Source organism: Exiguobacterium acetylicum, from assembly GCF_022170825.1.
Classification (GTDB): Bacteria; Bacillota; Bacilli; order Exiguobacteriales; family Exiguobacteriaceae; genus Exiguobacterium_A; species Exiguobacterium_A acetylicum_B.
Genome location: NZ_CP081878.1, coordinates 335,427 through 359,922 on the forward strand (window position 1 = coordinate 335,427; position 24,496 = coordinate 359,922).

Sequence of the window (24,496 nt, forward strand, 5' to 3'; positions counted from 1 at the left end):
ATATGAATAAAAAACCAAAAATGATATAATTTATTAGGGAAGTTGTGACAAATAAACATGAGAACTAAGGAGAATTTATAATGCAAAATCAGGTTAATCCTTTTGTTTCATTTATGCATCAGTACGATTTAACTACAGCAGATTATTCGAAAATTTTTGACGAACATACTAAGAAAATCGAGTATAGCATTGATACAAATATTAACAAAAAAATTATCGAGGAGCTCTCAATATCTCCTCGCTCTATCATCATAACAGGTAATGCTGGAGATGGAAAAACCAGAATTTGTAGAAATGTATATGATCAATTAGTTGAGGAAGAGTTTAAAGGATGGCCAGAATCAGGTATAGCAGAGATTTCATATAAAAACTATAGAATTCGAATAATAAAAGATTTATCGGAATTAAAAAATGAAGTTATCGTTGAAGAACTAAAAAAATTACAAGATTCCCTAGAAAACGATGAATCTAAGGTATATTTTCTCATTGCAGCTAATGAAGGGAAATTAACGCATACCCTTGTGAAATATTCTGAATTAAATAAATTAAAAAGTGTCGTCATTCCTCAATTTATATCAAACAATAAAGAACTAGAAATGACGAAAGAAATAAAAGTATATAACTTATTGTACGCATCATCGTCGATTTATGCTGAAAAAATCGTAGAAGGATGGAATGAAGAACAAAACTGGGATATTTGTAATGATTGTTCTAGTAAAAACATATGCATTATAAATAGCAATCATTTAGCTTTAAGTGATAAAACAACAAAAAATCGAATGATGCGTATGTATAAATCTTTAGATATGAACGGTAAGCATATGACAATGCGAGAGCTACTCATTCACTTAGCCTATACGCAAACAGGCGGAATGGCTTGCAAAGATATACATGAGGCTTCTAATAGTGAATCAATCCAAGCGTTAGCAAAAAAATCGTACTATGAGAACTTTTTTGGTAACAACCTTAGACCAGAAGTCTTTGAGGAAATTGGTGGCATCCAAGAATTTAAATCATTGGATCCTGGATACATTTCAGACTCTTTAATTGATGACTTTTTACTTAATGGTGACTTAAGTAGTAACGAACAAATAAAAGACACACATCACACTTTGTTTGGTAAAGATATTGATGTTGAAAACGGTGCTTATTATGAAGATGTAAAAATGTATCGTTCAAATATACATGGTGATAATGTGAACGGTGTTGAATTAATGAATAAATGGTTTCCTAGATTACGAAGAAAGTATTACTTTGAGTCTCAAGATAATAAAAAGGTTGAAAAATTAATCCCTTATCGTCACCGGTATGATTTTATAAGCATTCTTCATAGAGGAAAAATTGAACATAGCATAAAGGTTAAACTTGTAGATGGATTAAATACATTCTTCGCAAAGAGAATGGTGTATTCTCCTTCTCATCAGCTGTATGTATCTTCAGATAGTTTATTAGTTCATCAAATTATTGGGCTAGATCAAGTGGAATTTCATATACAAGGTAAAAATGAAACAATAGATCAAACAGGTACAAAATTAACTTTGAGTGTACAAGGTGTAGAACTAGCTATTAATTTAGTGACTTTTGAATATCTAATGCGTTTGAGTAATGGGGGCATGTTAAACGTTTTGAGAGAACATGTAGAGATATTACTTAATAGTTTTCGAAATAGATTGATTTCACTAAAAAAACAAGATGAAAATATTTTACAAATTTTGAAATTCGATCGTGTTCAAGGGGCATTTGTATTAGAGACAATTGAAATTAATGAAAATGGAGATACTGGTATAGATATTGATCCTGAAGATGATGATTTTTAAATCTAAGTAAAAGTGGTTGAAAGGGTGTTAGAGATGCAAGAAGAAAGTACAAAATTTTCTAGTAAGATTGGTGCTGAAATATGGGGACATCGTTTTAAAGATGGACAGCGCGGACCAGAGTATACTTTAGAGTTTTTAAACGTATTTGCTGGAACAGGTTTTAGTCTAGAAAAGAAGTATTATGACCGAAGAAAAATGATTGAATTTCGCCAGTTTGTCTATGAAGGAGAGAAAGAGGGCGCAAAAGGTCATACTGCAATTTTTGAAGCAAAGAAAAAAGATGTAATTCAAAAGAAACTTGGAGTAAGTGAAAAACAATTAGAAGATTTACAAGTGTTCTTTAAAAATCTAACTATTCCTCTAATGACACCGATGGGAAAACCAGTTGATCGCTCTTGGTACGCTCAAATGATGTACCCTCTCCACGAGTCATTGCTTTTTTCTGAAGTTCGTGTAAATAGAGATAAAGGTAACTCGAAAAATTTAACCATTAATTATGAACGTAATTTTTTTGCTCGTGGTGGAGAATTGTATTTTTTAATGTTGCATTATGGAACCTTAAATAATCCTGAATTAAGGATTAGTATCGAGAAAAACATGAAAACACTACTATCTAGCTCTAGTGGGGTAATTGCTGTCATTAATCAAATTAATGAAGCATTTAGTGAGTATAGTACTGGAGATCAGCCGGCACCACTAATTAAAGATAAAGAATTATCGAATGTTATTACTAGTTGGGAAAGTAGTGAATATCCAACTTTACCAAATACAGATTTAGCACTGTATAAAGAATTTGCAGAAGAACTTAATGCATTGCTCATGCTAAGCATTGATATTTATGAAATGTTTGATATTTTAACTTCTCTCATAACATTTCAACTTCATCGCTATATGATTTTTCAATCAGAACAAATTATTGGTGAAACGAGCAATTATTTCATTGATTGTTTAGAAGGTCAGAATAAATCAATTAAATTTTTAGCTCAAGATTCTTATCGAATTCACGAAACTATAGTAAGAGAAGCGTATAAAACGTTTGTGGAAGATCGAGTAGAAGAAATATTTTCTGAAGATAAAGCAGAAGAAAAAATTTATTTTTGGAGAAATAATTTCGATGGCTCTGAAAAAGATAAAGTGAAGGGTTATTCTGGATTTTTTAATGAATTAAATTTAAATAGTCTTCAAGCAACAAAAAAGAAAAAACTTATTGAGGCATTAGAGACTAAAGATATTACTAATGCTAAAAAGTTACTTAGATTACGGATCATAGAACTTTATATGGAGGATTTATCTAAAACACAAGTCCCTATTATGAAAACTTTGGCTCGTGATGGTCAGTTTATTGTTTCTGGAAAAGGATCCAAAGCTCGATATGTACTACATGATAATGTCTTAAGTGCTTTAGTGTATGCAACTCTCAATGGTCAGAATAACTTACCATATGATGATTTCTTAAATGAATTATTCCTAAAATATCGCATTATTATTGGGGAAGATGCCGCTAAGCTTTCTGGACTGTATTCAAAAGAGGGAATCAATCTAAGTCACTTTAGAAGCAATGAGAAAAAAATGAGACAAAAATTAAAACAAAATGGACTACTCCAAGAATACTCAGATGCAACAGCATTAGTTACAAATCCTTATTTTAATTGATGCAAAGTAACGGGAAGGAGCATTAAGCAATGATTGCAAGAATTAATCAAAAAGAAAAGATAATAGGCAGTTGGATTGCACAACATTTACTTAATTATCTTAAAGATCATAAAAACAAAAATGCTGAAAAAGTACTAGTGAAGATAGAAGGAATAAACGAAGAATACTTTCCAGCGATCTTAAATGCTTTATTGGAAAATCAAACTCAACTCAAAAGTTTTTATGAACCATTGATACGGACTATAAAACAAATTGACGGTTATGATTCATTTGTTTTGAATGAAAACGAAAATGGAGTATGGTTGCGAAATAATGTAAAAACGAATGAAGCATTAATTTTATTAATGAATGAGCGAACACCAGAAGCTCAAAGCTTAAAAGATATTGTTTCTATTGATGAAACACAATTACTATCATCAGATGGATTTTTCAGTTTAGACCAATCTCTACGAGAAAAAGGATATTTAGAACCACATCAAATAAAAGATTTGCTCAAACTAATTGGAGCATATCAGCATAGAGGAGAACTTGATTTACAACTCTCAATGCTTATTGCTTATATTGAAAGTGTTTTACAAGAGAAGGAAATATCTAATGATACATTTAAAGTGGTTTTAGGAAAATCTCTTCCTCATTTTCGGCTATTTAAAGACGAGCATTTAAAGTTTGAGTCACTAGATGGTCTTCGTAGTCAGCTTAGAAAAAACTTTTTATTAAGTCACTTAAGAAAAACCTTAGTAAATTATTTAGAGCCAGAAAAGTTGATGAAAAATGTAGATAATTTTATTACTAATGAAGAAAAAAATAATTTTTCAAGTGAAGTTTGGAAAAGCTTTAATAACGATAAAGTATTGTTTTTAGAAAAAACTATGGAGTTTATTGAAAGACGAAACAATGACCTTTTAAATCTCGTTTCATACAATGATGCAGAACGAATTTTTGGATTTAAAGTGTCTAATTCTTTAAAGGATAAATTGAATAATGCAAGAGATATAATTCTAGACAATTTTGCAGAGAAAATTAGAGAAGCAAAAAGTATTGAAGAAGAGAGCCAATTAAAGCAAGAAAAAATGGAGGCTGAAAGTCGTTTTGATCGTGGCGTTGAAGCCGTAAATTCTAAAAATGACATTGAGGCGATTCGAGAATTTCGAGAAGAATATGAACAAGAACTTGAAAAAGAAAATATACTGAAAAAAATTATTAATATTGAAAACAAGCTTGAGAATCCATCTGAATACATTGATATTTTTGAAGCGATTTTATCTGAAAGTTTAGTGATGTTAGAGGAAATAGATCATGAAGAATTCAGTGGTAATCTTACCTTTGAAATTTCAATAGATCAAAATACAGAAGTTTCTGAAGAACAAGCTAGATTCTTTAATTTTCATCTAAAATCTTTATCAATGTTGTCTTCAAATATAATTGTTCTTTCGGAATTGAAGAACACTAACGAATCATCTAAAGAGATTGAAGTAATCCCTGTTAAATTACGACTTTTGAAAAATGAAAATTCTATAGCGAAATCTACTGTCAAAATTGATGCTAGTAGAACATTAATTGAAACGAGTTTTTCCAAATTTATTAATCAAATTCAAGATGGATTTTTACATTCTATTATTACGAAAAAGGGTACGCCAGTTGAAGAAGATCTTAATGAGTATTTGAGTGAACAACAAAATTATACCCTTATGTCTGATAAACGATTGTTAGAACCTATCGAGCAATTTAAAAAATACAATTCTGAGTACACTAATATTCTTAAATCTATTATCGACGAAAATAGAGGAATAACTATTGAAGATTTAAATCAAGTAGCTGATCTTAGCGAATCATTTTTAAAGTGCTCGGATCATGATGTAGATAGTGTTAGGAAAATATACTCACTTTTAAATGAAATTGGAACAATAAAGATTTTCGAAACTAAAAACGCTAAACAAGCAGAAGTTGAACGTAAAATAGTATCTGTATTTAATCCTATTAGATTTATTGCTTACGGCTTTAAACTCATTCATTTTGGAAAATTACTGTCTAATATTTCTGATACATCTGAACAACGCAATAAAATACAAGACGTAGAAGATTTAAAGCAGTACAAAGAGTATCTAAGAGGATCATTTACTAACTTAGCACCATCTTATTACGTATCTGGAGATGGGAATCATCTATTTGCTCAAGACGAATTGTATGGTCAGGGAACATACATCGAAGGTGGAGAAATTGAGAGTGTGACCTCCCAAGCAACTTCTTTTGCGAAAGAAATTGAAAAAGTTACAAACGATTATATTCGAGTTTATCCATATGCTGCGGATTGTTTAGATATTTTATTCTTATATGTTACAAATTTAGAGTTTGTAAAAAAGAGTGTAGAACAAATTTTGAAAAACGATAGCTTAAAGAAGTTGAATATAACCATTCACAGTCCTGCGAGAGCTGCAATGCTCTATGATGAGATTAATCAATGGATTCAATCACAAGAAGAGTATATTAACGCTGTAGATTCGTTTGGTGAATTTCCTAGACTAGAAATCAATGTATTGCCTTTTAGCGATCCCAAAACACTTGCGGAAAAGCTAGATACATCCATGTTAGACTTTGATTTAGCTGTATTTATTGATTACTTTGGTCAAAGTGATAATTTAAAAATCCCACATCAATTTTACTCAGAAAGCTACAAAGAATGCGAGCTTACAGATAAAAATTGGGTCTTCTATGAGAATCGCGAATTTAAAGCAGTTAAAGAAGGTACTCGATTAATTAACTACGTTTCACCTAACCAGCCAAAATTGATGCAACAATTTTATAATATGCAAGCGATTTTAAAAGACGGATTAGTCATCGAACCTAATAAAATTGGTTTATTAAAAGGTAGATTATCTGTAACGCGTACAGAAACAAATACGCTATATAAACTTGCACATGAAAAATTTAATTGGGTTGTGACTTACGATAGATTCATGGATCCTTTACTAATGAAACAAGTAGCCGAAGGTTCAAACATTATTCGTTATCATGTAAATCGATTAGGAAAAGAAGAAATTAAAGTTCTTGTTTCATCTTCAGACTCAATTAGAAGATCTTCAAAAGTAGATATGGAAGTCAATTATTATCGTGATCGTCTCCACAGTAGACTAAAAGATCAGTTGAAAGTTAGTAGTATAGACATACAACAGGTTGATAAAGCGCTTAAAATTGTTAAAGAATTATCTGGTGGTCTAGTACTAAGAGCATTAGGACCTGGAAAATTTGTTAACGAATTCTTGTCAGTGTATTTAACTGTTCTACAGGATGAGAAATCTGAGGACACAGTAGTTTTATGGGATATGTGCGATGAATTAGAATGGTTTAGAACCCGACAAAAACGTCCGGACTTATTAAAAACAACTATTCAATACTCTCCTGAAATAGAAACGTATAATGTTAAATTTGATTTAATAGAATTAAAGCTTATACAAGAAGAAAGTTATGTTAGTGAAGTAACTGATGCTAAAGTTCAATTGTTATCAGGTGAAAAGACGTTAAAAAAATTCTTTAGAAGATTTGATTCTACACTCGAAAGAAACTTATATTTAAATTCATTTTTACTTCATTTAGAAGATAAGCGTGCATATGAAGAATTTGAACTAGCGATACTACATGAATTAAGAAATAACGAAAATATTCAAATCAATTTTGAATTTACAAAGTCAATTTATGCTTACATTCATAATAAAAACATTGAATTTGAAAGTCGTTCAGAACTTTCACCTGGACACTATTATGAAAGACAAGATGAAAATGAAATAACAGTAAACACTTTTACTAGATCATACATTTTATCTGAAATGAATGTTCCTGATCATGAAGTAAACAATGAATTGAAGGATGAAGAACTATCATTATTAGAACAGGTTGCTATAACTGATGAGAACGAGTACTTTGATCACTATACCGAAATAGATAACAGCAATCTAATTTCGGCTGAAATACTAAAAGATAATACTGTGAAAGGAAGCAACTTACAGAATCAAAGTGAATCGAGCATAATAAACGAAAGTCAAAATATTGAAGTAGTTGAAAATACCGAGGAATTTCAATACCCAGAAGATCATGCACTAAAAAACGTTCAAGCTCCACAAACTGAATCATTTGATGAGGTATTGAAAAAATTAGGTGATAGTTATGCGGACACACTTCAAACTAAACTCCGAATAAATAATGTTCAGTTTACAGTAGAGAGAACTATCGTAGGTGCTAGTGTCATTCGAATTATTGGTAGAATTCCATCAGATCAAAGTATTACAGCAGTTGAAAAAAAAGCTAAAGATATGCCTTTATGGCTGCACATTGATTCACCGCCAACTATTTTTAGTGATCGAAATGGTATCAATATAGACATTAATCGTAATGATCCTGATACAATTTTCTTTTCACAGTTTATGAAGTACGTTCGAAGAGATATCACACAAACAGACTTGAAGAATGGTTTTCTTGTTCCTATTGGACTTAACCCTTTAAATGAAGTGATGTCAGTTGATTTTAACGGAACAGAACCTCATATGTTAGTCGCTGGATCGACTGGAAGTGGAAAAAGTGTTAGTTTGAATTCAATTGTTATGTCTATGATGTGTCTATACACACCGCAAGAATTGAAGTTCGTATTTATAGATCCAAAACAAGTTGAATTTTCTATGTTTGAAGATGTTCATCATACTGATAAAGTATTATTAGATTTAATGGATTCTGCTGATTATTTAGATGTTATGATTATGGAAATGGAAAATCGATATAGTAAATTTAAAGATGCGTATGCAAAAAATTTAAAAGAGTATAATGAAGCACTAATTGAAGAAAATAAATTATTTGAAGTTTTACCTCGCATTGTCATTGTTTTTGATGAATTTGCTGATTTCATGATGCAGGATAAAGAATTTGCACAACGTATCGAAACTGCTATTAAGAGAATAGGTCAAAAAGGACGGGCAGCAGGAATTCATATGATAGTTTGTACGCAATCACCTAAAGCGGAGATTATTAATACTACTATTAAAAATAATTTGCTAGCACGTTTAGGATTAAAAGTAACAGACGCTGTTGCATCCAACGTGGTATTAGATACAAGCGGTGCCGAAAATTTAGCGGGTAAAGGCGACTACCTCTTAAAGAAAGATAGAGAACCAGTTAGAGGTAAGAGTCCTTATTTAGAACCACAGTCTTTACGAGCATTAATGAGGTTCTTTAAAAATAACTAAACTTACAAAGTAGCCAAGAGTAATCTGGCTACTTTGCTTTGTTAAAATTAAGGTGGGTTACAAATGGGTTTTGGACAACATCAAAGTTTTTACTTACGTCCGCAATGGTTATATAAAGGATTAACTGAAATTAAAAGCGATCCTCGCTTTTTTTATAATGATACTCATTTTGAACAACTAGGATTAGGGAAAAACATGGCGAAATCAGCGAAGTATTGGTTATTCTCGACCGGTCTCATGGAAGAGAAGCGGCAATCGGGAAAAACAGAACATCACCTTACTTCTTTAGGAGAATTAGTTGATAGATACGATAAATATATTCAACACCCTGTTACAAAAAGTATTTTGCATTATACTTTAGCCTCTGATCCAAAAATTGCAACAAGTTGGTATTGGTTTTTTAATGTATTTAAAGAATCAATTTTCGATAAAGCGTTACTGATAGAAACATTAGAAACCTGGGTTGGTCAGACATTAGAAAAATCAGTCTCTTCTAATTCACTAAAAAGAGATATTGATTGTCTCATTCAAATGTATAGCCCAAATAACCTTTCATCTACTCCTGAAGATGTTATTAAAAGTCCGTTCGAAGAATTAGGATTGATAAGTAATACAGTTAAGGGTACTTACAAAAAAACACCACTAGATACAGTGTTTAAGTTTGAAGTACTTTTCATCACTTTTTTGATTTATATAGAAAGAAATGAACTCAATGAAGTGAGTCTTGATGAATTAATCGATGGCGAAAAATTATGGGGAAGAATTTTTAATCTTCCGAGGTCTGAAATTGTTAACTGTCTAGAAGAGATGCAAAAAAGTTATCCAATAATTTTTACTAGAACGAACCGTCTCGATGTAGTTAGAATTACTGATACAACTAGTTATTTAGATTATATGGAACGATTTTTTGAAAATGAGGTAGTACTATGAAAAAGTTTCAACCTAGTATTAATGTAGTTTATGACACTGGAAAGTCTGAACTGTTTGATATGTTTGTCCCTAACAATGATCAGTTAGAAATTATGGAAAATATAATTTCGAGTCTTTCTAAAAAAAGCGTAGTCAATTCTCACCTTATGATTGGTCCATATGGAGCAGGAAAGTCAATGGTCGGGGCAATTACGGCTTCTTTAATAACAGCAAGAAAAAACAGTAAAGATGTAAAGTCGTTTTTATATAACGTGAGTGGTTTAAATAATGGCTTATCGGATAAAATTAAAGATAATTTATATGAGAACAATATTAAGTGGATTCCGATTACTATCACAGGTAAAAACGGACGGATTGATGACATTATTTTAGAAGCTATTCAGTTGAAATTAAAGTCAGAAGGGATTGTTTTATCTCTTAAAGGAGATAGTGAGCAAATTCTTCAAACAATTGAATTGTGGAAGAGAGACTATAAAGATACGTATTTAAAATTAATAAATTTATGTACAGCTTTTGGATGCACTATAGAAGAATTGGTTGAAGGAATCACTACAAACGATGAGAAATTTATAGTGGAATTTAAAAAAATGTATGGGACTTTGACTTCTGGAGCTACATATATTTCAGAATCAAAAGCATCATTTGTTGAGAAAATTCAACACTTAACGAATCAATTATCTATAAAAAAATTGGGGCTTTTTATTATTTATGATGAGTTTGGAAGATTTCTTCAAGGTGTAAACCAATCGTTGATTTTTCAAACTATGCAAGATTTACAAGATATCGCTGAATTTGCAAACAGGTCTTCAAATTTAGGCTTACTCTTTATTACTCATACAGGTCTTCGACAGTATTCAACAGAGAGTAATAATTTATCTAAAGAAGAATTAGAAAGAGTTGAAAAAAGATTTGAATCACATCGTTTAGATAGTGATCCCTCTTTATTCTATAGAACAGCCTTTAAAATACTTGAGATTGTTAAAGAAGATAATACACCAAACCTATTTTTATTAAACGATATTGAAAAAATAAAGAACGATTTAAAAAAATATAGTCTTTTTCCGGATATGGAAGTATCTGAAGTTGAGAATTTTATTTTAGAAAAGTGTCAACCTATACACCCACTAACAATTAGATTATTACCTATTCTTTCGAACATGCTAGGACAAAATGATCGAACATTATATACATTTTTATCTCAATTTGATGAGAATAGTCTAGAAACTGATTGGTATTATGCAGATCAATTGTTTAATTATTTTTATCCAGATGAATCTTCATTTTATCTAATTGATGATTTAAAGTATTATCGACTATCAATGAGTTACCAAATATCCAACGAAGCGAAAAGACTCGTAAAGTTAATGACTTTATTGAATATATCTAATAAGCCTTTTAAACTTTCTATAGATTTTTTATCTTTTGCACTAGGTAGTAGCGAGATAGAAATACGAGAAAGCATAGAAGAACTAAAAAGAATAAAGATAATAAGATATAATCCACTAGCTTCATCGTATGAATTATATAGTGGCTCTATACTTTCTTTAGAATCCCTAGTAGAGGAATATCGTTCTAAAACAGTTATTAATGATGAATCTAGAATTAAATTTTTAAATAACTTTTTACCTAATAAATATTTTCTGCCTCATGAGTATAACAGCGTCAAAAGCATGACACGCTTCGTGGAATCTCAATTTACATGGGGAAACATATTGAACTTAAATGTTCCTGCTGGTGATGGAATGCTGCTATATATGATTTATAGAAATGATCAAGAGTTAAAAAATATCCGGGACTTCGTAATAAATTCTAAAAGAAAAGATATTATAGTTTGCATTACGAAGTTAAATACTAAAGATCTAATTATTAAATTAGATGAATTTATGATTTTAGATCTTCTACTAAATACTTCAGAACTACTTCAACAAGATGAGAATTTAGAAGCGGAAATTTTAATTCATTTAGAAAATATAAGATTCGAAATCGAAAAACTATTACGACCAATTAGGCATTTTGAAAAAGATAATTTAACTTGGTATATCAATAACGAAGTTTTCAAAATCGATTCAAAGAGTTTACTTGAAAAGAAGCTTTCGAAATGGATGTTCGATAGATTTCCTGTAACACCTGAAATTAGAAATGAAGGATTCAACAAAAAAAATGTTACGTCTATCCAAAAGAAAGCTGCTAAAAGTATTTTATCTCAGCTACTTGCGCCTACATTTTCAGGTGATTTTGACATCAAGGGATTTGGTCCGGATTATTTAATTTATGCAACTATGTTTAAAAACACAGGAATTGATACAAATAACCTAAGTCAAATAGCTGATGATAATTTGTTGAAATTAAGGTACGATTTGCTTTCATACCTTAAACAAAATAGAAGAGGAAAAATTGTCGGTTTATATGATTTATTAAAACAAGAACCTTATGGTATTAGAGAACCACTAATACCACTATTATTAATAGCTCTATTAAAAGACGTTTGGCATCAGATGGCGTTTTATTCAAATGATTTTTATATTCATGAATTAAATGCAGACATGCTATATGATATTTTAGAATTAAGAGCAGATTTTTATGAATACGAACTATATGAATTATCTTCAGTAAATTTAAATTTACTCAAAGATATAAATACTACGTTTTTCAATGGTACTTTATCAGAACAGCCTGTCATAATTTTTACAGAGTTAACGCGATGGTTACGGAGCTTACCAAGATATACTCAAGTAACCGACCAACTGATTGTTAATGAAAATCAATTCAAAGAGATTATTCGACATAGTGAAACAGACCCACTTGCATCAATCAATAATCTCGCAAAAATTGTTGGAAATGATTCTGATTTAAAGGCATTAAAATTAGGACTCGAAAACCATTTGAGTCTTTTGACAGAACAGATTAAAAAAGAAGTTCTTCTTAAAATGAAAGTTGAATCAAGCAAAGATATTCATGAGTGGGCTGATAGAAATAAAGAACTTGTGTTAAGCAGTCCAATATTAGCTGGATTCGTTTCAGAGTACGCTCAGAATAAAGATTGGTTAGCATATTTAATTGAAAAAATTGTTGGAGTGGCACTAAAAGACTGGTCAGATGTCACATATGATTCGTTTTGGATGAATTTCAAGCAGTTATTGGTGACGAACCAAAATCAAAATGGATTAATCAAAATAGTGACTGATAATCAAACCGTTATGGAAATCAAAGAAGTGGAGCTTTCTGTTAAAGGGAAGACTATTTACAACAATGTAAGTAGAATAGTAAATGCTGGTAGTAGAACAATGTCAGATGATGAAATCCGCTTTGTTGTGTATAAGATTCTAAGTGAATTAGAATCTTAATAGATACTACAGTTATTTGATGCTTAGCGATTGTTTATCGTATCCATCTATACAAAAAGGTAGTGGAATTTTATCCACTACCTTTTTGTATAGATTTTATTTATGAGAAAGAGCATACACAAGGAATTGTATCGTCTTTTTCACTTAAATATTTTTCAATTCCGTCTCTATCCATCAATTCTCTATATTCACGCAATGTGAATGGTCCACCGTTTCTTTTTAGAATAGAAACATCTTTCTCAAACTTACTGCGGAAGCGTTCTTCCATAGCTTCTTGCTCGGCATATTGCTCGGGCCAGACATTATATAAAAGAGCGTAATGACCTAAGCCACCTCTGACACATCGACCAGCGCAGTTTGCGTGAGAAAAGCCTAAACCATACATTCTTGGCAACGCAATTTTCCATTCATCACGAATAATCTCTTTTGTATCAAGATCACCTTTAAAAGTTTCAATCATAGGAAATCGTGTTTCTATCGGTTCGATTGGATTATGCTCATAGAAATTTTGAAGGTTGATAGCTCGATGCTGCTCATGAGGTCCAATACCGAAATAAAGGATTGGTTCAAGATTATGTTCGTCTCGAAGTTCTTCGAGATAAATCATTGTTTGACGAACCTTTAATTCCTCAGAACATTTAGCCATACGTGAATTACCCAAGAATTTAACGTCGTGGAAAACTTCATCAGGCGTTCTGCCATCTATTCGAGTAGTAATCTCCATGCCGATATACTCTGCTACTTCATCCATGAATCGGTAGTTGTCGATATCTTCCCAAAGTGTGTCAGTGAAAAAAAGAACGCAGTTTTCTTTGCCGTATTTCTGAACGATATGATAAGCAACATAAGCGGAAGATGCACCGCCACTAAACATTGCTACGTGCACTGGCTTTCTACCAGATAATGAAGGAGTAGTACCTGCTTTTAATACACCTAGTGCTGATCGATCAGAGGTTTTTTGGGTCTTTACTTTATTCATGTCCATCTCAAAACCACCTCTCTCGAAAACAAAATATCCATTTATTTTCTAATTATAAGTATAAGGTTCATTTCTAATTAAATACAATAATTTGTTTGACCTTAGTAGGGAATTAGAATTTAATCGTATAATATTTACTAAAAGCGAATTAATCGTGAATAGAGGTCCCTATATGCATTCAAAACTATTTCTTATTGAAGGACTCCCGGGCTCAGGCAAAACCACCACAGCTGAGGCCTTAACGCGTCTACTACAAGAGCAACAAATCAATGTGCGTCTTCATATCGAGGGAGATCTCAACCATCCCGCAGATTATGAAAGTGTTGCTTACTTAACGATGAATGAATGGACAGACTTTCAGAGGAAGTATGACTTACTTGATATTCTGCGATTTACTGAAGTGTTCAATGATTACGTACTGGTATCGTATCGCCAGCGGCAATCAGAACAGGATGTTCCTGAAGCAGCCCTTACATTTCTACAAGCACGCGATATCTATGAATTGCAGTTTGAGCTATACCAATCACTGATTTTCAAGAAATGGGAGGCATTCGTCGCTCGAGCGTTAACGATGGATACAACATATGTTTTTGAGTGCTGCTTCTTGCAAAACCCATTGACGATGGGGCTTATCAAATACGATTTACCGGAAGAGACGTTACGAGCGTATATTAATCGCTTAGTAACAATCATCGCACCGTTACAACCCGTTCTCGTCTATGTTGATCAACCGGATGTAGAACGAAGCTTCCGCAAAGCGTTAAAAGAGCGTCCTACAGAATGGGCGGACGGATTCGTATCCTATTACACCGAGCAAGCATATGGTGTGAATCACTCGTTATCAAGAGTGGAAGGAACGATTACGATCTTACAGGCGCGAAAAGCATTAGAGCGTCAGTTGTTAAAAACGCTTCCGTTTAGAGTAGAGGTATTCGGAAATGAAGATTTTTCAGTAGAAGCAAGACAAGTCTGGTTAAAGCAGTTGATTCAGTCAACTGTGCGTTCGACTTCTTTAAGCGAGAGCTAAGTAAAAGGCGATTCCAAGTCACGGAATCGCCTTTTACTTATAAAGTACGTTGTAGTGAATCAATCTTCTAGTTGAATGACTTTTCGAGTGAACGTCAAAAAGTCTTCAAGTTGATGATCTACTATCTTTCGAAGATTGTTTAAATCAATCGCCTGATCATCATGAATAGCAACACGACAGAATTCGATCATGTTGATTAGACTAATAACAAGAGACACATCAATGAGATGTGCTTCTTTAAGAAACCGAAAACCATCACGTCTCGATTTTGGTATGCCTAGCTTATTTGCTCTGACTAAATACATAGATAGATCGATACTTGCTTCACATGTGCGTTGAATATTCATGATGATACTATCTAGCTTAGTGTAATCCTCTAAAAGGTTAGGAGCATCTGCATAAACGTCCTGTATTCGTTTCAGAGCGTTTTCGATTGTCTTTATTTTATGCAAGACTGCATTATCCATTCTGAAAAACACTTCCTTGGATTTTATTCGACTTTATCGTAGATGCTTTGCTTCTTCCGCTCAAAGTAATTCATAAAATAAACTCCCCGAGTTTTCGGGAAGTTTAAAGGTTACACCGTTACTTCACTCACTTCATGATTGAGTTGCCACTGAACACCAAACGAATCTTCGACGATTCCATATGCTTCACTCCAGAACGTCTTTTGGATCGGCATGATGACGGTGCCGTCTTTTGCGAGTTGATCGAATGTTTTCTGTAACACATCCACGTCAGATAAGTGGAGCGCCAAGGTAACGTTCTGACCAATCGTGACTGGATCATTTGGCATTGCGTCTGAGAACATTAACCGGGTTCCGTGAACGATCAATTGGGCATGCATGATGAGTGACTGCATCTCTTCTGGGAAAGGCTGACCATCAGGACCGGGCCCTGGTCCGAACTCCATGATGTCCGGCAGTTCTTGACCGAAGACACGAGCATAGAACGTCAGTGCCTCACGCGTGTTGCCATTAAAGACGAGATACGGATTGATCGGCATGGGAAAGCTCCTCTCTAAAAAGACAAAGTGTGTTTCTTTAAGTATACCAAACGTTTGTTCGTATTAAAAGAAAAATCGAGGTCTTTTCGTATTGAATCTAGTATAAATGATAACGTTTTCAATTTATCTGATATTTATAAAAAAATAGGTTGCAACTTCCAGAGAGACTTCGTATACTAAATTTATCGAAAGCGCTTTCGGTGAAATGGAGTGAGTAGCATGGGAACAATTTATGATTTAGCGAAGATGACCGGTTTTTCGATTACAACGGTCTCAAAAGCCTTAAATAACTATTCGGATGTCAGCGAAAAGACGAAAGCAAAAATCGTCCAGGCAGCAGCCGAGATGGGATACTTACCGAACGCGCACGCCCAGTCGCTCTCGACGAAACGTTCGTGGACGATCGGTGTCATGTTCTCGGAAGCACATGGCGTCGGAATGATGCATCCGTTCTTCAACGCGATCATTGAAAGTTTCCGAAAAGCAACAGAGCAACAAGGGTATGATCTCATCTTCGCATCGCGGAATTTACGCAATCGCGACATGAGTTACCTCGAGCATTTCCGACACCGGGCAGTCGACGGCATCGTCGTCATCTGTTCCGATCAGATGGACCAGCACGTCCAAGAATTGATTCAAAGTACGATTCCAATCGTCGTCGTTGATATGGACAGTGCCGATTGTAGTGTCGTCTACTCGGATAACATCAACGGTGGAACACTTGCCGTCAATCATCTGCATGAACTCGGTCATCGGTTGATCGCCCACATTGCGGGGGATACGTCGACAGATGCCGGAAGAGCGCGGATTGAAGGCTACGAGCAAGCGATGGAACAACTTGATTTACCAATTCCAGATGGTTATCTCGTCAACGGCGGATTCTTTTCCGGTGAAGAAGGAAAGCGGGCGATGAACGAATTGCTGGCTTTACCTGAGCGACCAACAGCTGTCTTCGTTGCCGGGGATGAAATGGCAATTGGTGCGATTGAAGCGATTCATGAAGCCGGTTTACGGATTCCGGAAGACATCTCAGTCGTTGGATACGATGATATCTACATGGCGCAGTACATCACACCGAAGCTGACGACGGTCCGGCAAGATACGGAAACGATTGGTCAGCATGCAGCATCAGTCTTGATTGAACAGATCGTCAATAAAAAACGGGTCACGACACGTGACGTCATCCCGGTCAACTTAATGGTTCGTCAATCGACAGGTCCAGTACCTGAATAACACAATGGTTGTTTCGGAATCGCTCTCGCTCGTTGTCAGTGAGAAAAAGCGAGAGCGATTTCGAAATCATTTTTTATCACTTTTTCCGAAAGGGCTTTCGGGGATTTTCTTTAAAGCCTTTTCGAAAGCGCTTTCGATATTTTTGGATAACAAATTGAAACCGCTTACCTATAAGCGGAATACTTAACAAAAGGATGAGATGAGATGAAGAAGCAATTGGTTAGCGTTTTAACAGTCGGTGCGTTAACAGCGAGCGTCCTTGCTGGATGTTCAGGGAGCAGCGAAGAAAAAACGAGCGGCGGGAAAGAAGTTCTAAAAATCTGGTCGTTTACGGATGAGTTGAAAGAACCAATCAAAAAGTTCGAAGAGAAAAACGGTGTCAAAATCGAATTGACGATCGTGCCAATCGCTGACTACCCAACGAAATTGAAACCAGCACTTGAAAGTGGCGTCGGGGCACCAGATATCTTCACAGGTGAGATCGCGTTCCTCAAGCAGTGGGTCGATGCTGGGTACTGGGCGAACCTGTCTGAAAAACCATTCAACGCAGACGAAGTGAAAGATGACTATATCCCGTACGTCTATGACATGGGGAAAGATAAGGACGGCAACGTGCGTGCGCTCTCATGGCAAACGACACCAGGTGGCGTCTACTACAAACGAAGCATCGCGAAAAAAGTTCTCGGCACAGATGATCCAAAAGAAATCGGTGGCATGATGGACTCGATGGACGGCGTCTTCGAAGTCGCTGAAAAAATGAAGAGCAAAGGCTACAAAATGTTCCCGGATGAAGGATCAATTCGTTGGTTCGCACAAGGAAACGACCCACAACCTTGGGTTAACGATAAGCAAGAGCTCGTCTTGACACAAGATAAGAAGGATTACATGGATTACGCAAAAGAGCTTCGGACAAAACAATACACAGCACTTGCACCAGAATGGTCACCATCATGGTTCGCAGGCATGGATAAACCCGTCAAAGTCAAAGAAAACGGTAAAGAGACAGAAACAGAAGTCTTCTCTTACGTCCTCCCAACTTGGGGTCTTCACAGTGTTCTCAAAGAAAACGCGAAAAAATCAGCGGGTGACTGGGCTGTCACAAGCGGACCGAGCCCATACTTCTGGGGCGGTACGTGGTTAGGTGTCTATAAAGATTCGAAGAAACAAAAGCTTGCGTATGATTTCGTCAAGATGATGACGCAAGACGAAGCGTTCTTAACGGACTGGGCAAAAGAAACAGGTGACGTCTTAGCGTACAAACCAGTTACTGAAAAAATCAAGACAGACTTTAAAGATGAGTTCCTTGGCGGACAGAACAACTATGAGTTCTTCCTTGATCAAGCAGACAAGATCACACCAGGGATCGTCACAAAGTATGACCAACAGCTCGATACGCTTTACGGTGCATCGGTCATGGAATATGTCCAAGGTAAAAAATCAAAAGATGAAGCACTTGCTGAATTCTACAAAAAAGTCAAAAACGCGTATCCGGACGTAAAAGTACCGGAATAAGGAGAGTAGGTGGGGCGATCCTCGCCTCGCCTCTTCTTGTTTAAGAAAGGGGTTTGACCTGTGAAAAAACTTGATCGCCATGGCTATCTGTTCATCGCACCGTTTTGGATCGTCTTCTTGATCTTCAGCATCTATCCGGTTGCCTTGACTTTCTATTACAGCTTTACGAACTACACAGGCGCTGAAGGCGAACAACTCGTCGGACTCGCGAACTATACGCGATTACTCGGGGACACGTACTTCATCGAAGCGTTCTTTAACACCCTGAAGATTTGGGGTCTTAACTTTATTCTACAGATCGGTGGAGCATTACTACTTGCCTTGTTGTTCTCGGATCTCCAATTGAAGTTAAAAGGACTTGCTTTCTTCCGAGCGACATTCTACTTACCGAACTTGATTACGATCAGCTCGGTCGCCTTATTGTTCGGCATCTTGCTCGACTGGCAGCATGGTTCACTGAACATGATGTTGATGAAAATCGGAATCATCTCGGAGCCGATCAACTGGTTGACACAACCAGTGACGGCGCAAATTTCCGTCTCCCTCATCCTGACATGGATGTGGCTTGGTCACTCGTTCATCGTCGTCATGGCGGGCGTATCCGGGATTTCGAAGGACTACTTCGAAGCAGCCTTGATTGATGGGGCGACACGTTGGCAGATCTTCTCACGCATCACGTTGCCACTCTTAAAACCGATTTTGCTCTACATCATGATCACGTCCTTGATCGGTGGTCTCCAGTTGTTCGACCTACCGATGTTGATCACGGATGGTGTTGGTGCGCCGGATGGTGCCTTGAACACGATGGTGCTTTATCTCTATAACCAAGCTTTCAAATACAACAACTATGGCTACGCCGCTGCTGTCGCATACGGACTGTTCGCCATCACGCTCGTCTTTTCAATCATCGTCTTCAAAGGGATGTTCCGAAAAGAACGTTCACCGAAAGGAGCCTGACCGATGGAACGAAATGCAGAAGCACGTCGGATCGTGCCACAAACGGAGGAACAACCGGAGCGTTCCGAACGCCCGCTTAAATTGACGCCACCACCGAAACAAAAGAAAGCCTGGTTCGGCAAAAGTGTCATCTATATTGGTCTCGTCGTCTTAACGATCGCCTGTATCATCCCGTTTCTAATGATGATCATCAATGCGACACGCTCGAACGAAGAAGTCTTGTCCGGATTCTCGTTGATTCCAGGGAACTCGCTCGTCGAGAACTATGCAGCACTCAGCGCTTACGTCAACATCTGGTCTGGCTTCAAGAACAGTTTGATCATCGCCGTTCTCGTCACTGTCTTATCGGGTTATTTCTCCGCGTTGACAGCGTTCGGATTTGCTTTCTATCAGTTCAAAGGGAAAAACGCGATGTTCGTCTTCATGCTCGTCATGATGATGGTCCCGGGGCAACTCGGATTGATTGGATTCTATGAACTGAGTAAGAACTTGGGGATACTCGATAGCTATATCCCATTGATCGTTCCAGCGATCGCAAGTCCATTCACGGTCTTCTTCGTCCGGCAGTATGTCCAGACTGTCTTGCATCCAAGTTTGATCGAGGCAGCACGGATGGACGGAGCAAGTGAGTTCCGGATTTTCCATACGATTGCCTTACCGATGATGATGCCAGCGATCGCGACGATGTCGATCTTTACGTTCATCGGTTCATGGAACAACTACATCATGCCGCTCGTCTTACTCTTCTCACCAGAGAAATACACGTTACCGGTCTTGATGGGCTTCTTGAAAGGATCACAAGTCGCAGAGAACTTAGGCTCGCTCTATCTCGGGATCGCGATTTCCGTCGTACCGATCATGATCGCCTTCTTGTTCCTCTCGAAATATATCGTCAGCAGTATCTCGGCAGGTGCCGTTAAAGAATAAGCAGTTTAAAGGGGATTACACATATGAAATTTGCACCAGACTTCGTATTCGGAACGGCGACATCGTCGTATCAAATCGAAGGCGCTCACAACGAAGGCGGACGTACGCCTTCGATCTGGGATGCTTTCTGTGACGAAGACGGAAAAGTCTTCGAAAAACATAACGGAGATGTCGCGTGTGACCATTACCACCGTTATGAAGAAGATATTCAGCACATTAAACGTCTTGGCGTCGACACGTACCGTTTTTCGATCGCCTGGCCACGGATTTTCCCACAAAAAGGGGTCTACAATCCGGAGGGGATGGCGTTTTACAAGAAGCTCGCGACACGTCTACGGGCAGAGGGTATCAAGCCGGCCGTAACGCTGTACCATTGGGACTTACCACTCTGGGCACATGAAGAAGGCGGCTGGGTCAACCGGGCATCGGTCGACTGGTTCCTCGACTTCGCCCGCGCTTGTTTTACGGAGCTCGACGGGATCGTTGATTCGTGGATCACACACAATGAACCATGGTGTGCTGGGTTCCTCAGCTACCATCTCGGACAACATGCACCAGGTCACACGGATATGAACGAAGCCGTTCGTGCCGTGCACCACTTGTTGTTATCACACGGAAAAGCAGTTGAATTGTTGAAGGGTGAGTTCAAATCGGTCACGCCGATTGGCATCACATTGAACTTGGCGCCGAAGTACGCGAAGACGGATTCCGTCAACGATCAGCTGGCAATGAACAATGCGGATGGATACGCGAATCGTTGGTTCCTTGACCCAGTCTTCAAAGGTCAGTATCCGGTCGACATGATGAACTTGTTCTCGAAATACGTCCATTCTTACGCCTTCATCGAAGAAGGCGACATGGAGACGATCTCCGTTCCATGTGATTTCTTCGGGATCAACTTCTATAGCCGCAACCTCGTCGAGTTCAGTGCTGCGAACGACTTCCTGCAGAAGGATGCGTACTCGGATTATGACAAGACAGGCATGGGTTGGGATATCGCCCCGAGCGAATTCAAGGACTTGATTCGTCGTTTGCGCGCCGAGTATACGGATTTACCGATCTACATCACGGAAAACGGTGCGGCATTCGACGATGAATTGGTCGATGGTCGCGTCGCTGACCAGAACCGGATTGATTACGTCGCACAACACCTCCAAGCGGTGTCTGATTTAAACGAAGAAGGCATGAACATCCAAGGCTATTATCTTTGGTCACTGCTCGATAACTTCGAGTGGAGCTTCGGCTACGATAAGCGCTTCGGCATTCTCTACGTCGATTTCGAGACGCAGGAACGGATTTGGAAAGACAGCGCCCACTGGTATGCGGGCGTCATCGAGCAACATAAGGCAACGATTCCGCAAGAAGCGTGACAAAGGAGGCAAGGTCGAGCATTCGTCCTTGCCTCTTTTTGACTAAAAGGAGGAAACAGACATGAAGACATGGGTAGCACTAGCAGTCGGAACCGGTTTATTGCTGAGCGGTCAAGCGGTCGACGCGAAAGCAGACAAAAAAGAGACGAAGTGGAAGCTCGTCTGGTCAGATGAGTTTCAGGCAAAACAACTCGATCGGACGAAATGGACGTATGATACGGGGAACTGGATCAAGGATGCGAACGGACAACCGGTCTCACCAGGTTGGGGTAATAACGAAAAACAATACTATACGACGAAGCAGGATAACTCGTTTATTCGTGATGGGAAACTCGTCATCAAGGCGAAGCAAGAAAAGACGACGGACGATCTCGGTACATACGATTACACGTCGGCGAAGCTAAAGACGAAAGGCTTGTTCAGTAAGACGTACGGTCGTTATGAGATCAAAGCGAAGCTCCCGACCGGAAAAGGGCTCTGGCCTGCGTTCTGGATGTTACCGGAGCAAGACAAGTACGGTGCTTGGGCAGCGTCAGGTGAGATTGATGTCATGGAAGCTTGGGGCAGTCAACCGGACAAAGTCGCCGGAACGATTCACTACGGGGAAAACTGGCCGAACAATAAATATACAGGGAAAGACTATCACTTCCCAGACGGACAACGGATCGATCAGTGGCATACGTACGCAGTCGAATGGGAGCCGGGCGAACTCCGCTGGTACGTTGACGGTAACCTCTATCAAACACAAAACGATTGGTACAGTAAAGGCTTGAACGCGGCGACGAACTATAGTTACCCGGCACCGTTCGACCAAAACTTCTATCTTGTCATGAACCTCGCTGTCGGTGGTTGGTTCGACGGAGAAGTCGATGCGACGACGAAGTTTCCGGCTGAGATGGAAGTCGACTACGTGCGTGTCTATGACTTAAAAAATCGAGCGTATCGTGAACCGGTCGAACCGACCTACGAAAACGTGACGTTACCGGATGGGGCCAAGCAACCGATTGAGGGGAACCTCGTCTATGATGCAGCCTTTGAAAAACCGGTCACAATGATCACCGGAAATCAGTCGTTTGATCCACTGTACTGGAACTATGTCACGCTCCCAGACTTCGGTGGTAAGGGAAGCCTTGCGATCATTGAAAAAGAGGGGCAACGGATGGCAGACGTTACGATTGATCAGCCGGGGTCACAAACGTATTCTCACCAACTGATTCAAAATGTATCCCTTGCGCAAGGCGGTCGTTACCAAGTCAGCTTTGACGCGAGCAGCACAGCAGATCGGAAGATGATGGTTAAAGTTGGTGGTGGGGCAGAGCGTGGATACACGAAATATTCAAATGAACAGTCGATCGCGCTGACACCAAGCGTCAAGCGTCATACGTTCACATTCGATATGGCAGCAGAGACGGATCTTGCAGCGCGTCTTGAGTTCAACCTCGGACTTGAAAAAGCCAACGTTCAGATCGGGAATGTCCGTGTCGAGCAGATTCCGCGCGGTGTCATCGATGAAGAGGCAACGAAACCGGCACTGCCGGACGGGAATCTCGTCTACAACGGGACGTTCGATCAAGGGGCGATGGATCGTTTGACGTATTGGAACTTCGACGGTAGCAAGCGGACGACAGGGGCTGTTGATCCCGTGACACGTGATTTCCGTTATGAAGGACATGGTCAAAAAACGACGGCTCGCTTAACGCAAAAAGGACTTCAATTAGAAGCCGGGCATGCCTATCAGCTTCGATTCACAGCAGGGGCGAAAAAAGCGAAGTCACTTCAGGTGAAGATCAATGGCGCACAAGAGCAATTGAAACAGACGACTGTCCCATTGACGAAAAAAGCGACGACCGTCGAAATTCCGTTTACGGCTTCACAAACAGCAGACGACAATCAGCTTGTCTTTGACTTCAGTGGACAAGCGGGGAAAATCTCGCTTGATAACGTCGAATTAATTGATGTCACACCGGTTCCAGTTGATCCGTCACCACTCAAAAACGGTTCGTTTACGAACGGTTTGACGTCATGGTCGTCGTACGTCCACTATGATGCACAAGCTGTTATCGCAGCGGTCAATGAAGCAGCAAAAGTCCAAGTCACGGCAGAAGGACAAGAACCATGGAGTGTTTTGCTTGAGCAAGGGAACTTGGCACTCGCAAAAGGTAAAACATATGAGTTGAGCTTTACGGCATCGTCGACTGTACCGCGTCCGATCGAAGTGACGATCGAAAACGCTTCGTATACGCGTTACTTCAGTCAAGTCGAACCGATTACGACAACACCGAAAACGTATAGCTACACCTTTACGATGGAACAAGCCGATACGGGTGCGTTGAAGTTCTTGATGGGACGTGCAGAAGGTTCACCGTTCGCCGCGCATGACGTGACGATTGATGATGTGAATCTCAAAGTGAAGGAATGACTGAGGTCAGGGGTTGACTCAAGAAAAGAATGACTCGTCCTTTTACGTCCTTTCCTCAGGCGAGACACAAGCCAGCTTTCCTGCTTCGTTCAAG

15 protein-coding genes are annotated in these 24,496 nt (G+C 38.0%); 12 read left to right on the forward strand and 3 right to left on the reverse strand.

The features are described 5' to 3' along the window. Positions 1 to 80 precede the first annotated feature (80 nt). The 5 genes from K6T22_RS01855 to K6T22_RS01875 all read left to right on the forward strand — a co-directional run bounded on the left by K6T22_RS01855 (position 81) and on the right by K6T22_RS01875 (position 12,972). Positions 81 to 1,817, forward strand: coding sequence for a hypothetical protein (locus tag K6T22_RS01855; RefSeq protein ID WP_238238604.1), 1,737 nt, complete (start codon positions 81 to 83; stop codon positions 1,815 to 1,817). Positions 1,818 to 1,850: 33 nt separating this feature from the next. Beyond that, entirely contained in the window at positions 1,851 to 3,470 is a 1,620-nt protein-coding gene (locus K6T22_RS01860; protein ID WP_238238605.1) for a hypothetical protein, read from the forward strand. Positions 3,471 to 3,499: 29 nt separating this feature from the next. After that, the gene (locus tag K6T22_RS01865; protein WP_238238607.1) at positions 3,500 to 8,698 is read left to right on the forward strand and encodes an FtsK/SpoIIIE domain-containing protein; all 5,199 of its coding nucleotides are present in this window, start codon (positions 3,500 to 3,502) and stop codon (positions 8,696 to 8,698) included. Between the two features lie 63 nt (positions 8,699 to 8,761). After that, positions 8,762 to 9,628 carry a DUF4007 family protein gene (locus K6T22_RS01870; RefSeq protein WP_238238609.1) on the forward strand — a complete coding sequence of 289 codons (867 nt, stop codon included), beginning with the start codon at positions 8,762 to 8,764 and terminating at the stop codon, positions 9,626 to 9,628. Beyond that, on the forward strand, positions 9,625 to 12,972 hold the full coding sequence (locus K6T22_RS01875) for a hypothetical protein (RefSeq protein ID WP_238238610.1): 3,348 nt from the start codon (positions 9,625 to 9,627) through the stop codon (positions 12,970 to 12,972). The genes K6T22_RS01870 and K6T22_RS01875 overlap by 4 nt, the downstream gene beginning before the upstream one ends. A 100-nt stretch (positions 12,973 to 13,072) precedes the next feature. Here K6T22_RS01875 and K6T22_RS01880 read toward each other — a convergent pair whose 3' ends face one another. Continuing rightward, positions 13,073 to 13,957, reverse strand: a complete 885-nt coding sequence (locus K6T22_RS01880) for a phosphoadenosine phosphosulfate reductase domain-containing protein (RefSeq protein WP_023466896.1) — start codon at positions 13,955 to 13,957, stop codon at positions 13,073 to 13,075. Positions 13,958 to 14,123: 166 nt separating this feature from the next. Between K6T22_RS01880 and K6T22_RS01885 the strand changes: the two genes are divergently transcribed. Beyond that, the gene (locus K6T22_RS01885) at positions 14,124 to 14,978 is read left to right on the forward strand and encodes a P-loop NTPase family protein (RefSeq protein ID WP_238238612.1); all 855 of its coding nucleotides are present in this window, start codon (positions 14,124 to 14,126) and stop codon (positions 14,976 to 14,978) included. A gap of 59 nt (positions 14,979 to 15,037) precedes the next feature. Here K6T22_RS01885 and hepT read toward each other — a convergent pair whose 3' ends face one another. Continuing rightward, a complete protein-coding gene (gene hepT / locus K6T22_RS01890) occupies positions 15,038 to 15,445 on the reverse strand; it encodes a type VII toxin-antitoxin system HepT family RNase toxin (protein ID WP_238238613.1) in 408 nt (135 codons plus the stop codon). Between the two features lie 110 nt (positions 15,446 to 15,555). Beyond that, on the reverse strand, positions 15,556 to 15,984 hold the full coding sequence (locus K6T22_RS01895) for a VOC family protein (protein WP_238238614.1): 429 nt from the start codon (positions 15,982 to 15,984) through the stop codon (positions 15,556 to 15,558). Between the two features lie 219 nt (positions 15,985 to 16,203). Here K6T22_RS01895 and K6T22_RS01900 point away from each other — a divergent pair, with 219 nt between their 5' ends. The 6 genes from K6T22_RS01900 to K6T22_RS01925 all read left to right on the forward strand — a co-directional run bounded on the left by K6T22_RS01900 (position 16,204) and on the right by K6T22_RS01925 (position 24,402). After that, positions 16,204 to 17,217 carry a LacI family DNA-binding transcriptional regulator gene (locus tag K6T22_RS01900; RefSeq protein ID WP_238238615.1) on the forward strand — a complete coding sequence of 338 codons (1,014 nt, stop codon included), beginning with the start codon at positions 16,204 to 16,206 and terminating at the stop codon, positions 17,215 to 17,217. A gap of 204 nt (positions 17,218 to 17,421) precedes the next feature. After that, positions 17,422 to 18,729, forward strand: a complete 1,308-nt coding sequence (locus tag K6T22_RS01905) for an ABC transporter substrate-binding protein (protein WP_238238616.1) — start codon at positions 17,422 to 17,424, stop codon at positions 18,727 to 18,729. A gap of 60 nt (positions 18,730 to 18,789) precedes the next feature. Continuing rightward, entirely contained in the window at positions 18,790 to 19,686 is an 897-nt protein-coding gene (locus K6T22_RS01910) for a carbohydrate ABC transporter permease (RefSeq protein WP_023466912.1), read from the forward strand. A gap of 3 nt (positions 19,687 to 19,689) precedes the next feature. Beyond that, positions 19,690 to 20,613: a carbohydrate ABC transporter permease gene (locus K6T22_RS01915; protein ID WP_238238617.1), complete on the forward strand. Its 924-nt coding sequence runs from the start codon at positions 19,690 to 19,692 to the stop codon at positions 20,611 to 20,613. 23 nt (positions 20,614 to 20,636) lie between these two features. After that, entirely contained in the window at positions 20,637 to 21,983 is a 1,347-nt protein-coding gene (locus K6T22_RS01920) for a GH1 family beta-glucosidase (protein WP_238238619.1), read from the forward strand. Between the two features lie 61 nt (positions 21,984 to 22,044). After that, positions 22,045 to 24,402 carry a carbohydrate binding domain-containing protein gene (locus K6T22_RS01925; protein WP_238238621.1) on the forward strand — a complete coding sequence of 786 codons (2,358 nt, stop codon included), beginning with the start codon at positions 22,045 to 22,047 and terminating at the stop codon, positions 24,400 to 24,402. The last annotated feature ends 94 nt before the right edge of the window (positions 24,403 to 24,496 follow it).